Consider the following 15,277-nt stretch of genomic DNA (forward strand, 5'->3'; position numbering starts at 1 on the left):
GGAAGGGAGCCTCGCGGCTGTAGCTATTTCCTGCAGCCGTTGCCTGCGGCCGTTTCCCGTGCTTGCTTGCCGTGACGAACGGGGTTGCTCCGCGTGCGGAGTGACGGGGAACCGCACACCTGTTGCCGATCGAGGACCACCGCTTGCGTTCGCTGTTCGATCCCTACCTGCTGGCCCTGGTCGCGGCCGTCGTGCTGGCCAGCTTCGCTCCGGTGCGAGGCGATGCGGCAGTGCTGGCCGGCGTCGCAACCAACGTCGGCATCGCCCTGCTGTTCTTCCTGTACGGCGCGCGCCTGCCGCGCGAGGCGATCATCGCCGGCCTGGTGCACTGGCGCCTGCACCTGACCGTGCTGACATGCACCTTCGTGTTGTTTCCACTGCTCGGATTCGTCGTCCTGCCGATGGCACGGCCATGGCTGACAGACGAGCTCGCGTTCGGTGTCCTCTTCCTGTGCGCCCTGCCCTCGACCGTTCAGTCATCGATCGCCTTCACCGCGATCGCACGCGGCAACGTTGCCGCGGCGGTGTGCAGCGCATCGCTGTCGAACCTGCTTGGCGTTTTCCTGACGCCGCTGCTGGTATCCCTGATGGTGGCCACGCATGGTGACACGACCTCGCCACTCGATGCGGTCGGCAAGATCGCCTTGCTGCTGCTTGCGCCGTTCGTGTGCGGCCATGCGCTGCGGCCACTCCTGGCCGGTTTCGTCGAGCGCAGGCGCCATCTGCTGGCGATCAGCGATCGCGCAACCGTGCTGCTGGTGGTCTATGTCGCCTTCAGCGCATCGGTGGCCGAAGGTCTGTGGCAGCGCGTGTCGCCGATGGCCCTGGTGGTGGTGGGCATCGTCGCGCTGGTGCTGCTCGCGCTGGTGCTGTTCGCCACGCAGGCGGCTGGTCGCCTGCTCGGCTTCGCGCGTGGTGACACGATAGCGCTGGTGTTCTGTGGCTCAAAGAAGAGCCTCGCCAGCGGCGTGCCGATCGCCAAGGTCCTGTTCGCCGGCGACCCGATGATCGGCGTGATCCTGCTGCCGATCATGCTGTTCCATCAGTTGCAGCTCATTGCCTGTGCGATGCTGGCGCAACACTGGTCACGCCAGGCAGCGGATCGCGGCTGAGCGAAAGCCGGCGGATTCAACCTGCGGGATCGAAACGGATTGCCGGTACCGGCGCCAGCGCCTGCGGCATCAGATAGTGGTCAGCGAGCAGGAAGGCGAACAGCGCCATCAGGTAGATGATGGAATAGTTGAACACCTTCATCGCGAACCATTCGTCCGGTGGGTTCAGCAGGCGCACGGCGTACCAGAGGAAACCTGCGCCGAGCACAAGCGCCCCGCCGAGATAGAAAAGCCCACTCATGCCGGTCAGATACGGCAGCACGGTGACGATGACGAGCAGGATCGTATAGGCGAGCACATGCCAGCGCGTGTAGGTGACGCCATGCGTGACCGGCAGCATCGGCACCTGCGCGCGCGAGTAGTCCTCGCGCCGGAAGATCGCCAGAGCCCAGAAATGCGGCGGGGTCCATACGAAGATGATCAGGAACAGCAGCAGCGCGTACGGATGCACTTCGCCGGTCACCGCGGCCCAGCCGAGCAGCGGCGGAGCGGCACCGGCGGCACCGCCGATGACGATGTTCTGCGGCGTGGCACGCTTAAGGAAGGCGGTGTAGACGACCGCATAGCCGATCAACGAGGCGAAAGTCAGAACTGCGGTCAACGGATTGACCAGCGCAATGAGGATCGCCATCGACAGCGCGCCGAGCGCGATCGCGAAGGCGAGCACCTGGGTCGGGGTCAGGCTGCCGGTCGGCAGCGGTCGATGCGAGGTGCGCGCCATCACGCGGTCGATGCGCTGATCGATCAGGTGATTGATCGCCGCTGCCGAAGCGGCAGCCAGCCAGATGCCGATGAACCCGAACACCGACTGGCGCAGGGGCGGCCAGCCTGGCACCGCGAGGAACATGCCGATGATCGCGGTGAACACGATCAGGGCGACCACGCGCGGCTTGGTCAGTTCGAGGTACTGGCTGGCAAGGGAGGTCATGGTCGCGCCAAGGGAGGGGGCGTGGAGTGTTGGCCGCGCGCTCGCGTCGGTCAAGCCACGGTCATGCGCGGCTGCGTGCGCGCAAAGGCCAGGATCAACATGAACTGCAGCAGCACGGCGACAAGGACATGCGCGGTGGCAACGGCAAGAGGCAGCATCAGCACGACGTTGCCGATGCCGAGCGCGACTTGCACCAGCAACAAAGTGCCAAGCACGCGTCCACTCGTGCGCAGACCCGCGCGCACGAGGCGGCCGCTGAGCCAGCCGATATACAGGAATGCGACGACCGCGCCGATGCGATGCGCGATCTGGATCGCCGCGCGTGCCGGGCCGTCGAGCACACCGCCTTCGTAGTCGACCCCGATGCCGCGCCAGAGCACGAAAGCTTCGCGGAAATCGGTAGGCGGCCACCATTGGCCGAGGCAGGTCGGAAACGTGTTGCCGCAGGCGAGGGCGGCATAGTTCGCGCTGGTCCAACCGCCGAGTGCGATCTGCACGGCAAGCACGACCAGTGCGATCACGATCAATGGACGCAGTTGCACATGGCGTGCGTCTTCGGCGCCGATGCCGGACCAGCGCAGGCCGACGTAGGCGAGCAGACCGAACGTGGTCAGCCCACCGAGCAGGTGGCCCATGACGACGACAGGCTTGAGCAGCCAGGTCACCGTCCACATGCCGAGCATGGCCTGCAGGATGACGACGGCGAGCACACCCACACCGATGCGCCATGCCGCAGGTCGGTCCAGCAGCCAAGCACCGAGCACGGGCGCAGCGAGCGCCACGACCGACAGCACCGCGGACAGGGTAGTCGCGCCGCGCATCCAGGCAACGACAGCCGCCGCCGCGGCGAGCGCGGCGATCGCCACGAGTGCGAGCACGCGCGGTTGTCGCCAGGCGCTGCTCACGGCAACCGCCAGGATCAGCAGGCCGAGCGTGCCGGCGACCATGCGATGACCCTGCTCGCGCCAGGTCTTGTGCGATTCGACCGGGCGATCGAACTGGGCGTTGGCGGCGACGACTTCGTGTTCATGGCCGGGCCAGGTCGCCTGGCCATAGCAGGTCGGCCAGTCCGGGCAGGACAGGCCCGCATGCGAGAGCCGCACGAAGGCGCCGAACACACTGACACAGAGCGCTAGCGCGGCAGCGGCGCAAGCCAAGCGCGCCGGCCACGAGGACGGGATCAGGCTCACTTGGTCACCTTGGCGAGATCCTTGCGCAGGCCACTCGCATCGAAGCCGTTGCGATAGACGATCAGGGCCGTGCCGTCGGGCTTGACCAGGACGATGGCGAGGCCGTCGTCGACATCGGGCGTCCATTCGGCCAGACGTGCATCGACGTCACGGCCGATCTGCCATGCGGACAGGAGCGTCTCCGCCGCGTCGCCGGCGGGAGGTTCGCCGACATAGAGCAGGCGCACGCGCATCGCGTTCTGGTTCAGCGAGACGCGCGCGCGATGCACGAGGTCGAGTTGTTGCTGACAGGCGTCGCCGCAACGGCGGCCCGGCAGGGCGACGACGCTCCAGCGCCAGTCGGGGTCCTTCCATTGCAGCAACTCTCCGTCACCGAGCGCGATCGCAATGCCGTCGAACGAACGCTGTGGGACGATGCCTTCGCCGTGGCTGCGCGCGTCGGGTACCCAACCGCTGGCCACGAGCAAGCCGGCGATGAGCATCGGCAGGAAGAACAACGAGGCGATCAGGATCAGCTGGAACCGCTTGCGATTGCGCTGTTGCATCATTTGGATCCGTTGGATGCGCGCCGCCAGTGCAGCACGATGAAGATGACGATCGCGGCAATGGCGAAGGAGAACCATTGCAGGGCATAGCCACGATGCCGCTCGGGCGGGATGATCTGCGGCGTCCAGGCGCGCATGAAGCCCGAAGCCGGATCGGCGTCGAGCAACAGCACGCGCGTGTCGACGGCGCGACCGATGTCCTGGGCGATTTCCGCCGTGTCGATGTAGATCGTCGACTTCGGCCAGCGTGACTGCCGCGGCAGGGCATTGCCGCCGAGGCGCAGCCCCCCGCCCGGCGGCGACGCGTACAGACCGCTCAGTTCCACCTCTCCTGTTTCGACCGCCGGCAGCACCGGCTGCTTGCCGTCGCTGCCGCGCGCGACGAAGCCGCGATTGACCAGCAACGCCGGTCCGCCTCCATCCGGCTCGAACACGGCCCAGGCCAGCAGCCCCTGACGACCGTCCCGGACCTGATCGTCGAGCAGGTAGCTGCGCAACGGATCGTAGCGGCCGTGTACGCGCACACGCGGATACGGCATGGAAGCGGCGCGGCGACGCGCATCGGCCAGGGTGAGCGGCGCCTGCGCCGCATCGGCGGCGAACGCGTCGAGCAATGCGTCCTTCTCGTGCGCGCGGTCGAGCTGCCAGAAGCCCAGCGTGATGAACACGCCGAGTCCAGCCAGCAGCAGGACCAGCGCAAACCACGACGGCGAAGTCCAGTGACGCGCCACGACGGAGCTTATACTGCGCGACCGGACGGATCCTGCCGTCCGCAACGGAGCCCATGCATGGCCGGCAAGATCATCATCATCGTGTTCCTGGTCGCCATCGTCTGGAACCTCGGCGCCGGCCTGTACTACATGATGACCGACAAGGGCGGCAGCGACCGCACCGTCAAGGCCCTGACCCGCCGCATCGGCCTGTCGGTCCTTCTCATCGTGCTCGTCATCATCGGCATCGCCACGGGCGTGATCCAGCCGCATGGGGTGGGTGGCTAGAGCAGGCGGGAATGGAGCATGGGGAACGGTCAGCTGCGGCGACGCTCACGTGCTCCGACTTCAGCCATGCCCCGCTCCCTGCTCTCAAAGCACGTAGACGAACACGAACAACCCCAGCCACACCACGTCGACGAAATGCCAATACCAGGCGACGGCTTCGAAGCCGAAGTGGTTGTCGCGGGTGAAGTGGCCCTTGAGGCAGCGGAACAGGATCACCGTCAACATGATGACGCCGAGGGTGACGTGCATGCCGTGGAAGCCGGTCAGCATGAAGAAGGTCGAGCCATAGATGCCGCTGCCGAGGGTCAGGTTGAGGTGGTTGTACGCCTCGGCGTACTCGTGCACCTGGTAATAGAGGAAGATCACGCCGAGCGTGATCGTCGCGGCCAGCCACAGCACCAGCGCACGGCGCTGACCGGCACGCAGGGCGTGGTGGGCGAGCGTGATGGTCACGCCCGAGGCCAGCAGCAGCAGGGTGTTGAGCAGCGGGATGCCCCACGCCGGGATCGTCTCGAAGCTGCCGCCGACGTTGCCGGGGCCGTTGGTCGGCCAGGCCGGCGTGAAGCCTGGCCAGAGGAACTCGTTGGTCACCGCGCCATGACCCTCGCCACCGATCCACGGCACCGACAGAGCGCGCGCGTAGAACAGCGCGCCGAAGAACGCGGCGAAGAACATCACTTCCGAGAAGATGAACCACATCATCCCCATGCGGAACGAGATGTCGACCTGACGGTTGTACAGCCCACCGACCGATTCACGTATGACCGAGCCGAACCAGCCGAAGAACATGAAGACGACAACAGCGAGGCCGAGGAACATGGTCGGCTGTGCGAGCAGGCCCGTGTCGCCGTTGATCCAGTGCGCGGCCCCCATGACGGTGAGGAACATGCCGACGGCGGCCACGATCGGCCACATGCTGCCGTGCGGGACGTAGTAGAGGTCTTTGGAATGCGCCATGGTGGTCGGCCCCGGTTCGATGGGTGGGTGCGTCAGTGTTGCGCCAGGCTTGGCGAAGCGTGTGCGGTCGCGGCGAGGCGCCGCGTCGCGATCTCGTTTTCGTAGAACGTGTAGGACAGCGTCAGCGTCCTGACGTCGGCCGGCAGGCGCGGATCGACGACGAAACGCACCGGCATGCGACGTGATTCGCCGGCATCGAGTTTCTGCTCGGTGAAGCAGAAGCACTCGGTCTTGTTGAAGTACAGCGAGGCAGAACTCGGCGCCACGCTCGGCACGGCATTGCCGACGATCGCCGAACCGGCCGTGTTGGTCGCATCGAACCAGACCTCGGTCAGCGCGCCCGGATGGACCTCGATCCGTGACACTTCGGGAGCGAACTCCCACGGCAGGCGACTGTTGACGCCCGCCACGAACTCGACGGCGACCGTGCGTGAAACGTCAACTTCCATTGCAGCGACCGTCTCCTGGGCAACGACATCGCCGGCCAGCTTGATGCCGAGCACGTGTTCGCAGGCAATGCGGTACAGCGGCACCATGGCGAAGCCGAACAGGAACGACGCCAGCACGACGGTACCGGCGACCTTCGCCAGTCCGCGCACGTCGCGTTGTTTCGTCTGGGCCACGTTGTGACTCATGGGATCAACAACTCAGTGACTTACATCGCCGTGGGCCAGCATCGAATCGTCGATGACCGGCGGCGTCTCGAAAGTGTGGTGCGGGGCCGGCGACGGCACCGTCCACTCGAGACCGCGCGCACCCTCCCAGACCTGCTGGGTCGCGCGGTTCTTCGAGAAGAACACCGCGTGCACGATCACGCCGACGAACAGGAGCTGGCTCGCGCCGAACCAGAAGCCGCCAATCGAGGAGATCATGTTGAAGTCGGCGAAGGCGACGTTGTAGTCGGGAATGCGCCGCGGCATGCCGGCCAGGCCGAGGAAGTGCTGCGGGAAGAACAACACGTTGACCGAGATCACGCTCGACCAGAAATGGATCTTGCCCCAGCGCTCGCTGTACATGTTGCCGCACCACTTCGGCAGCCAGTAATAGGCGCCGGCCATGATCGCAAACACCGCGCCGGTGACGAGCACGTAGTGGAAGTGGGCAACCACGAAGTAGGTGTCGTGGTACTGGAAGTCGGCCGGTACGATCGCGAGCATCAAGCCCGAGAAACCGCCGATCGTGAACAGGATGACGAAGGCCAGTGCGAACAACATCGGCGTCTCGAACGTCATCGAGCCTTCCCACATCGTGGTGACCCAGTTGAATACCTTCACGCCCGTCGGCACCGCGATCAGCATCGTCGCGTACATGAAGTAGAGCTCGCCGCCGAGCGGCATGCCGACGGTGAACATGTGGTGCGCCCACACGATGAACGAGAGGAAGGCGATCGAGGCGATCGCGTAGATCATGGCCTGATAGCCGAACAGCGGCTTGCGTGCAAACGTCGGAATGATTTCCGAAACGATGCCGAACGCCGGCAGGATCATGATGTAGACCTCGGGATGCCCGAAGAACCAGAAGATGTGCTGGAACATCACCGGGTCGCCGCCGCCGGCGACGTTGAAGAAGCTCGTGCCGAAGTACTTGTCGGTGAGCAGCATGGTTACCGCGCCGGCGAGCACCGGCATGACCGCGATCAGCAGGAACGCGGTGATCAGCCACGACCAGACGAAGATCGGCATCTTCAGCAGATCCATGCCCGGCGCGCGCATGTTGAGGATGGTCGCGATGATGTTGATCGCGCCCATGATCGAGCTGATGCCCATCAGGTGGATGGCGAAGATCGCGAACGCCACCGCGTGACCACCCTGCATCGACAGCGGCGGGTACAGCGTCCAGCCACCCTGCGGGCCGGCCCCCGGCATGAACAGCGTGGAAAGCAACATGAAGAACGCGAACGGCAGGATCCAGAACGACAGGTTGTTCATGCGTGGCAGCGCCATGTCCGGCGCACCGACCTGCAGCGGGATCATCCAGTTGCCGAGGCCGACGAAGGCCGGCATGACCGCGCCGAAGATCATGACCAGCGCATGCATCGTGGTCATTTCGTTGAAGAATTCGGGTTCCACGAGCTGCATGCCCGGCTGGAACAGTTCCGCGCGGATGATCATCGCCATCGAGCCGCCGACGAAGAACATCAGCAGCGAGAACACGAGGTACAGGGTACCGATGTCCTTGTGATTGGTGGCGAACACCCAGCGCGCAAGGAAACCCTGCGGCGCGGCGTGGTGGTCGTGGTGATCGTCGTGGACGGCAGCGTGGGCCATGGCCTCAACCTCGATTGCGATGTCTGGATCAGCCCTGCGGGGCCGTCGTCGGAGCGGTGGCGGCAGCCGTGGCCGCGGCAGGCGCGGGCGCCTGTTCGGTCATCCACTGCTCGAACTCGGCCTTCGGCACGACACGGACGACGATCGGCATGAAGCCGTGGTCCTTGCCGCACAGCTCGGCGCACTGGCCGCGGTAGATGCCGGGCTGGTCGACCTTGGTCCAGGTCGAATTGATGACGCCGGGAATGGCGTCCTGCTTCCAGCCGAGGGCGGGCACCCACCAAGCGTGGATCACGTCGTCGGCGGTGATCACGAAACGCACCTTGACGCCGGCCGGCAGTACCAGCGGCTTGTCGACGTCGAGCAGATAACTGGCGTAGTCGCCGGACTTGACCGAACGCGGATCGAGGCCGGAGCCGAGCTGGCGCACGCGGTTGGACTGCGCTTCCAGACTCGAGATGAAGTTGATGCCCGGATTGCTGCCGTAGTAGTCGACGTACTCGTAACGCCACTTCCACTGGTAGCCGGTGATCTTGACCGTCATCTCCGACTCGCTGGTATCGGCCATGCGCACCAGGACCTTGGTCGCAGGCCAGGCGCTGCCGATCAGGATCAGCACCGGGACGATCGTCCAGGCCGCCTCGAGCTTCGTGCTGTGGCTCCACTTGGCCGGCACCGCGCCCTTCGACTTGCGGAAGCGGAACATGGCGATGAACATCGCGCTGAACACGACCACGCCGATGACCACGCAGATCCACAGGATCGCCATGTGCAGGTAATGCACATCGGCCGAAGTCTCGGTCACACCCGGTGTCATGTTGAGCTGCCAGGGCTGCGGGTTGGCTGCCCAGGCCGCCGCGTTCGCCAGACACGCCGACAGCAGCACGGCCGACGCGGCCAGCGCGCGGCGGATTCGCGGGATCCCAACTGACGTCATTGCCATCACCTTGAATGGAAACCATCGGAGCCCGCGCGGAACGCGGGTGACACGCCTTCTTCCCCGGGGCTGCGCCTCGCGGCCCTGCCCGGCATCCGTCGAAACGCCGGGCGTGGAACTATCGGATGATAGTGGAGCGTGCTTGGCAGCGGCAAGGACGAGGCCCGGACGGACACCGCCGCGCCGCGTGCATGGCGCGACGTACTGCCGCGTGCATGGCGCGACGTACTGGAGCAGGCGGCGGATCGGCGATTCCCCCGCAGGAGCCCGTGCACGGGCGATCGGATGTCGCGACGCCGGGGGAAAGCATCGCCCCTGAAGGGGACTCCTGCGGCGAATGTTCAACCCGAACCCTCGCCCCTCGTCCCCTCATCTACACTTGCGCCCCCGCCGCATCTCGGAAGCCACTCTGGCGAGACCTCGCGCATCGTGAGCCCCCCCCTCGGAAATCTCGGATCCGCAGCACGCCGGGCAACGGCCACGTGCGGTCATCGGCTCGGCATCGCCGGCATCACCGGAGTGGTGCTGCTGCTGATGTTGGTGCCGTGGGCACGCGCGCTGGTGGTCGAGCGCACCTATGGCGGCTTCGCCGATTGCGGCAGTTGCGTGCGCTGGCAAAGCCTGGGCAACGACGCCTGGCTGGCCGGCGCAGGCATCCTGGTGCTGGCGCTCGGGCTGCTGCTGCGCTGGCGCATCCTGCGCCATGTGTGCGCGTTCGCCGTGTTCGCGCTGGGCCTGGTGATGCTGGTGGACACCCTGCTGCTGGACCTGTTCACCCTGCGCCTGCACATGGGCGACGTGCTGAAGTTCGGTGGCGAGGGCCGCGCCACCACCCAGTTCATCCAGTCCCTGGCCGCCGGCGGCTATCGTCCTTTGCCATACCTCGCCGTGGCGATCCCGGGCATCTTCGTGCTGCTCTGGTTCCCGCTGCCGCGCACACCCAGGCTGGCCCGGGCACTGCTCGGGTCGGGCATTGCGATGATCGCCTGCGGTGTCTGGCTGGCAGCGACCGCACGCGACCACGTGTTCCGCGACAGTGCCGTGAACATCGTCCAGCTCAGCGGCATGCGCGGGATCAACCAGCCGTACTCGGAAGCGTTCAAGTTGCGCATGCTGGCGCAGGAACGACCACAGGCCGTGCTGTGCGACATGGGGCAGGAACGGCATCCGGACGTGCTCCTGCTGATGGTCGAGTCACTTTCGGCCCACCACAGCGCCCTGCTCGGCGGCAGTGGTTTCACGCCGCAACTGGATGCCATCGCACGCGCCAACACCTGGTTCGAAGCTTTCCACGCCAATGGTTTCACCACCGACCATGGCCTGATCGCGCTGATGGACGGGCGCGTGCCGGTCCCGGCCGTCGGCCGCTACCTCAGCCTGTACCCGTTCACCGGGTTCGGCGACCCGGAGCACTCCGTCGGCGGGGTACTCGGCGCGCACGGCTACCAGACGGCGTTCTTCACCAGCGGCAACCTTGGCTTCCTGGAGAAGCAGCCGTGGCTGAAAAGTCTTCATCTGAGCCATTTCGAGGGCGCGGAGAGCCCGTTCTACGAAGGCAAGCCGCGCGGCATCTTCGATGCCGCCACCGACGAGGTGCTGTACCAGCGTGTCATCCAGTGGCTGGACAACGAACGTGACCGCACCCGCCCGCTGTTCGCCGCCGTGCTGACGGTGGAGACCCACCCGCCCTTCCTCGACCGCGCATCGGGCAAGCTCGATGAGGCCGCCCTGTTCCGTCGCGCCGATGCAGCGATCGGCGACTTCTACCGAACCCTGCAGGCGCGCGGCTTCTTCGACAACGGCATCCTGCTCATCGTCGGTGACCACCGCAGCATGACGACGGTGACGCGTGAGGAATGGGAGCGCTATGGCGACAGCGCACTGGCGCGTGTGCCGATGGTCGTCGTCGGTCCGAGCGGCTTGCCGAAAGGCGCCATCGCCGGCGCCTTCCAGCAGGTCGACCTCCTGCCCTCGCTCGCCCAGCTGACCGGCAGCGGTCCGGTCTGCCGCCGCGAGGACCAGGGCAGCTTCCTGCGCCCCGATCCGCAGCCGCCGGCCTGGGTGCTGCACCCGCGCGGCGATCTGCGTGGCCGCGTCGACGTGTACTTTCCCGATGGCACCGGCTGGATCGACCTGGCCGGGGATGCCAGCGTCACCGGCGGCGCGCATCCGGAACGCATGGCCGCCATCGCCAACGCCGTGCACCGCGATCGCATCGAGCGTGGCGAGGTCGCCCAGGACATGGCCGAGCTGCTGATGAAGATCTCGGTTCAGCGGCTGGAGCAGGAAGAACAGGCGCGCTGAGTACCGTTCCCACGCGCCATCTTCCGGTACGGGCCCGTTCAGGGGCTCCTACGCCGAAGGTCCAACCCGAGCCCTGGCCCTCGGCCCTCCTCTACACTAGTGCCCCCCGCCGCCACAGCCTGGCGGCCACCCCAGGCGAGACGTCCGCACCGTGAGCGACATCCTCTCCCCCGAACTGCCCGCGCCGAGCGATGCCGCGCGCGCCCGCATCACCGCAGCCTGGCTGCGCGACGAGACCGAAGCGGTCAACGACCTGCTTGCCCAAGCCAGCCTGCCGCCCGCCGAGCGCGAGCTCGTGCTCGCGCGCGCCGCCGAATTGGTCGCACGCGTGCGGGCCAAGGCATCGAACCAGAGCGCGGTCGAATCGTTCATGCGCGAGTACGACCTTTCCAGCGAGGAAGGCGTGCTGCTGATGTGCGTAGCCGAGGCCTTGCTGCGCATCCCTGACAGCGAGACTGCCGACAAGCTGATCCGCGACAAGCTCGGCGAAGCCGACTGGCGCAAGCACGTCGGTGCCAGCGAGTCGCTGTTCGTCAATGCCTCGACCTGGGGCCTGATGCTGACCGGCCGTCTGGTCAGCTTGGCCGAGGAAACACGCAGCAACTTCACCGGCGCGCTCAAGCGCCTGATCGGCCGTGCCGGCGAACCGGTGATCCGCCTGGCCGTGCGTCAGGCCATGCGCATCATGGGCCACCAGTTCGTCATGGGGCGCACGATCGACGAGGCGCAGGACCGTTCCGAGCAGAAGGAAAACCGCGCCTACCGCCATTCCTACGACATGCTCGGCGAAGCCGCGCTGACCGCGCACGACGCCGAGCGCTACCAGCAGGCCTACCGCGACGCGATCGCTGCGCTCGGCCGGCGCGGGCCGTGGACCGATGTGATCGAAGCGCCGTCGATCTCGGTGAAACTCTCGGCGATCCATCCGCGCTACGACGTGGCCAATCGTGCGCGCGCGCTCGCCGAACTGACCCCGCGCGTGCTCGAGCTCGCCCGACTGTCCATGGCCAACGGCATCGGCATGACCGTCGACGCCGAGGAGGCCGATCGCCTGGAACTCTCGCTCGACGTGATCGGCACGGTGTTCGCCGACCCGTCACTGCAAGGCTGGAACGGCTTCGGCCTCGCCGTGCAGGCCTACCAGAAGCGCGCGCCGTTCGTGATCGACTGGCTGGCCGAGACCGCACGCAAGGCCAACCGGCGCTGGTGCGTGCGCCTGGTCAAGGGCGCCTATTGGGATTCCGAGATCAAGCGCGCGCAGGAACTCGGCCTCGCCGGCTATCCGGTGTACACGCGCAAGCCGAACACCGACGTCTCCTACCTCGCCTGCGCCAAGCAGATGTTCGAGGCCGGCGCGAACCTGATCTATCCGCAGTTCGCCACCCACAACGCGCATACGATCGCGGCGATCCACCACCTGGCCAAGGGCCGCCCGTACGAGCACCAGCGCCTGCATGGCATGGGCGCGGATCTCTACGCCGAAGTGGTCGGCAAGGACAACCTCGACGTGCCGTGCCGCGTGTATGCGCCGGTCGGCAGCCACGAGGACCTGCTGCCCTATCTCGTGCGCCGCCTGCTCGAGAACGGCGCCAACACCAGTTTCGTCAACCGCGTGGTCGACGAGGACGTGTCGATCCGCGACCTCGTCGCCGACCCCTGTGAGGTCGTGCGCCAGCACGACTCCAAGCCGCACCCCCGCATTCCCCTGCCGATCGGTCTGTTCGGCGAACAACGGAAGAACTCCATGGGCGCCAATCTCGCCAACGACAATGAACTGCGCGCACTCGCCGACAGCGTCAACGCCGCGCGCAAGCCGTGGACCTCGACCCCGCTCGTACCGGACGCCAAGCCCGACGGCGACAAGCGCGCCGTCACCGACCCGGCCGACCGCCGCCGCGTGATCGGTGATTCGACCACCGCTGGTGCCGCCACCATCGCGCGCTCGCTCGACAACGCGCTCGCCGCGCAGCCGGACTGGAACGCGCTGCCGGCCGCGAGCCGCGCGAAGATCCTCGAACACGCCGCCGACCTGCTCGAAGCGCGCCGCGCCGAGTTCATCGCCCTGGCCGTGCGCGAAGCCGGCAAGACGATGTCCGCGGCGATCGCCGAAGTGCGTGAAGCCGCCGACTTCTGTCGCTATTACGCGGCAATGGCGCGCAAGCTGTTTGCTCAGCCCGAAACGATGCCGGGCCCGACCGGTGAAACCAACGAACTGCACCTGCACGGCCGCGGCGTGTTCGTCTGCATCAGCCCGTGGAACTTCCCGCTGGCGATCTTCATGGGCCAGGTGGTCGCCGCCCTCGCCGCCGGCAACAGCGTCATCGCCAAGCCGGCCGACCAGACCACCCTGATCGGCCATGCCGCGGTCAAGCTGCTGCACGAGGCCGGCGTGCCGGAAGGCGTGCTGCAATACGTGCCGTGCAAGGGTTCGGTGCTCGGCCAGACCCTGCTCACGCGCCCCGAGATCGCCGGCGTCTGCTTCACCGGCTCGACCGAAACCGCGTGGACGATCAACCGCACGCTGGCCGCACGTGATTCGACGATCGCCGCGCTGATCGCCGAGACCGGCGGCCAGAACGCGCTGATCGCCGACTCCTCGGCGTTGCCCGAACAACTCGTCAAGGACGTGATCGCGTCAGCGTTCGATTCCGCCGGCCAGCGTTGCTCGGCCGCGCGCGTGCTGTTCGTGCAGGATGACATCGCCGACAAGGTCATGACCATGCTCGCCGGCGCGATGGCCGAACTGACTCTCGGCGATCCCGGCCTGCTGTCCACCGATGTCGGCCCGGTCATCGACGAACCCTCGCACAAGGTGCTGAGCGACCACGCCGCACGCATGGATCGCGAAGGACGCCTGATCGCTACCGTGAAATCCGGTCCGAGCGCCGAACATGGCACCTTCTTCGCCCCGCGCGCCTACGAGATCCCGTCGTTGTCGGTGCTCGAACGCGAAGTGTTCGGGCCAATTCTGCACGTCGTGCGCTGGAAGGCCGACCGCCTCGACGAGGTGATCGACGCCATCAACGCCACCGGCTACGGCCTCACTCTCGGCATCCACAGCCGCATCGACGACACCATCGACCACATCGTCAAGCGCGCCAAAGTCGGCAACTGCTACGTCAACCGCAACCAGATCGGTGCGGTCGTCGGCGTGCAGCCGTTCGGCGGCGAAGGCCTCTCCGGCACCGGGCCCAAGGCCGGCGGCCCGCACTACCTCTTGCGCTTCGTCACCGAGCGCACGGTCACCATCAACACCACGGCAGCGGGTGGCAATGCGTCGTTGTTGACCCTGGGCGAGTGATCACGGGCGGCCTGGCCGCCTCCCCATCCGCAGCTTGCCGACGAACGCGCGAACGCAGGCGCGCGCGCGCCGGCATGCGCACGACCGAAGCAGGGGCCGAGCGACTTCCGCGGACACGCATGCGGACAGTTGCTGTGTCCGCGAACGGCCGCCGCAGGCAGGGCATGACTTCCTTCACAGCAACGCAAATGCGCGCCGCTGCATCTCTTTTCCCGCAAACGACACACTCCGGCCAGGCTGGCACAGCGCTTGCTCTACCGGACTTGCAACACCGTTTGCTGGAGACTGCCATGAAAACCCGTTATTCCCCCCGCCGTGCCTTCCTGTTCATCGCCCTCGTCGCCGTGGCCGCGGGCACGGCCAAGGCATCCTGTGCCGAGACGATGACGGTCGACTCGCGCGCGCCGCTCGCGGCAACGCTGCTGCCGACCGTGACCGTGGTCGCCGATGTGGCGAAGCCCGACGCCGATGCGCGCTGGCACGTCGCCGCTGATGCCCCCTTGCCGGTGACCTTGATGCCCACCGTGCGGGTCAGCGCGCGGATCGCCATCCCGATGGTCGCGCAGGCACATGCGCACGCGCCGGCGATCGCCGCTGAGCTTCGCGGCCGCGCCCTCATCGCCCACGCCGATGTCGTCGATGACCACGCAAAGCCGCCGCATGGCCTCGAGATCGGAGATTGAAGGCCTTGCGCCTCGCTTCGCTTGACCTGCAGGAGCCCGTGAACGGGCTCCGCGG

The 15,277-nt window shown here is 66.7% G+C and carries 13 protein-coding genes; 5 read left to right on the forward strand and 8 right to left on the reverse strand.

Going from position 1 to position 15,277, the window contains the following annotated elements; genetic code table 11:
- The first annotated feature begins 122 nt into the window (after positions 1-122).
- Positions 123-1,112, forward strand: a complete 990-nt coding sequence (locus KF907_RS02725) for a bile acid:sodium symporter family protein (RefSeq protein ID WP_291217934.1) — start codon at positions 123-125, stop codon at positions 1,110-1,112.
- 16 nt (positions 1,113-1,128) lie between these two features.
- On the opposite strand, the gene cyoE is transcribed toward KF907_RS02725, so the two are convergent.
- Genes cyoE through KF907_RS02745 form a run of 4 tightly spaced genes read right to left on the reverse strand, consistent with a single transcriptional unit; the run spans position 1,129 to position 4,506 of the window.
- Positions 1,129-2,040 (reverse strand): heme o synthase, encoded by a 912-nt coding sequence (gene cyoE / locus KF907_RS02730; RefSeq protein WP_291217936.1) that lies wholly within the window; start codon positions 2,038-2,040, stop codon positions 1,129-1,131.
- Positions 2,041-2,090: 50 nt separating this feature from the next.
- Positions 2,091-3,230 carry a COX15/CtaA family protein gene (locus tag KF907_RS02735; RefSeq protein WP_343214749.1) on the reverse strand — a complete coding sequence of 380 codons (1,140 nt, stop codon included), beginning with the start codon at positions 3,228-3,230 and terminating at the stop codon, positions 2,091-2,093.
- Entirely contained in the window at positions 3,227-3,775 is a 549-nt protein-coding gene (locus tag KF907_RS02740; protein WP_291217939.1) for a hypothetical protein, read from the reverse strand. Before KF907_RS02740 ends, KF907_RS02735 begins: the two co-directional genes overlap by 4 nt.
- Entirely contained in the window at positions 3,775-4,506 is a 732-nt protein-coding gene (locus tag KF907_RS02745; protein ID WP_291217941.1) for an SURF1 family protein, read from the reverse strand. Before KF907_RS02745 ends, KF907_RS02740 begins: the two co-directional genes overlap by 1 nt.
- Positions 4,507-4,563: 57 nt before the next feature.
- Here KF907_RS02745 and KF907_RS02750 point away from each other — a divergent pair, with 57 nt between their 5' ends.
- Positions 4,564-4,773: a twin transmembrane helix small protein gene (locus KF907_RS02750; protein WP_291217943.1), complete on the forward strand. Its 210-nt coding sequence runs from the start codon at positions 4,564-4,566 to the stop codon at positions 4,771-4,773.
- An 84-nt stretch (positions 4,774-4,857) separates the two neighbouring features.
- Here KF907_RS02750 and KF907_RS02755 read toward each other — a convergent pair whose 3' ends face one another.
- Genes KF907_RS02755 through coxB form a run of 4 tightly spaced genes read right to left on the reverse strand, consistent with a single transcriptional unit; the run spans position 4,858 to position 8,934 of the window.
- A complete protein-coding gene (locus KF907_RS02755) occupies positions 4,858-5,730 on the reverse strand; it encodes a cytochrome c oxidase subunit 3 (protein ID WP_291217945.1) in 873 nt (290 codons plus the stop codon).
- A 32-nt stretch (positions 5,731-5,762) separates the two neighbouring features.
- Positions 5,763-6,365 carry a cytochrome c oxidase assembly protein gene (locus KF907_RS02760; protein WP_347252747.1) on the reverse strand — a complete coding sequence of 201 codons (603 nt, stop codon included), beginning with the start codon at positions 6,363-6,365 and terminating at the stop codon, positions 5,763-5,765.
- A gap of 12 nt (positions 6,366-6,377) precedes the next feature.
- Positions 6,378-7,997, reverse strand: a complete 1,620-nt coding sequence (ctaD, locus tag KF907_RS02765; protein WP_291217949.1) for a cytochrome c oxidase subunit I — start codon at positions 7,995-7,997, stop codon at positions 6,378-6,380.
- 28 nt (positions 7,998-8,025) lie between these two features.
- Entirely contained in the window at positions 8,026-8,934 is a 909-nt protein-coding gene (gene coxB / locus KF907_RS02770) for a cytochrome c oxidase subunit II (protein WP_291217951.1), read from the reverse strand.
- Positions 8,935-9,363: 429 nt separating this feature from the next.
- Here coxB and KF907_RS02775 point away from each other — a divergent pair, with 429 nt between their 5' ends.
- From KF907_RS02775 to KF907_RS02785, 3 genes are all read left to right on the forward strand, one after another.
- Positions 9,364-11,238: an LTA synthase family protein gene (locus KF907_RS02775; RefSeq protein ID WP_291217953.1), complete on the forward strand. Its 1,875-nt coding sequence runs from the start codon at positions 9,364-9,366 to the stop codon at positions 11,236-11,238.
- A 151-nt stretch (positions 11,239-11,389) separates the two neighbouring features.
- Positions 11,390-14,539, forward strand: coding sequence for a bifunctional proline dehydrogenase/L-glutamate gamma-semialdehyde dehydrogenase PutA (putA, locus tag KF907_RS02780; RefSeq protein ID WP_291217955.1), 3,150 nt, complete (start codon positions 11,390-11,392; stop codon positions 14,537-14,539).
- A gap of 290 nt (positions 14,540-14,829) precedes the next feature.
- Positions 14,830-15,222 (forward strand): hypothetical protein, encoded by a 393-nt coding sequence (locus tag KF907_RS02785; RefSeq protein WP_291217957.1) that lies wholly within the window; start codon positions 14,830-14,832, stop codon positions 15,220-15,222.
- The last annotated feature ends 55 nt before the right edge of the window (positions 15,223-15,277 follow it).

The sequence above is a fragment of the Dokdonella sp. genome (assembly GCF_019634775.1).
GTDB lineage: Bacteria > Pseudomonadota > Gammaproteobacteria > Xanthomonadales > Rhodanobacteraceae > Dokdonella.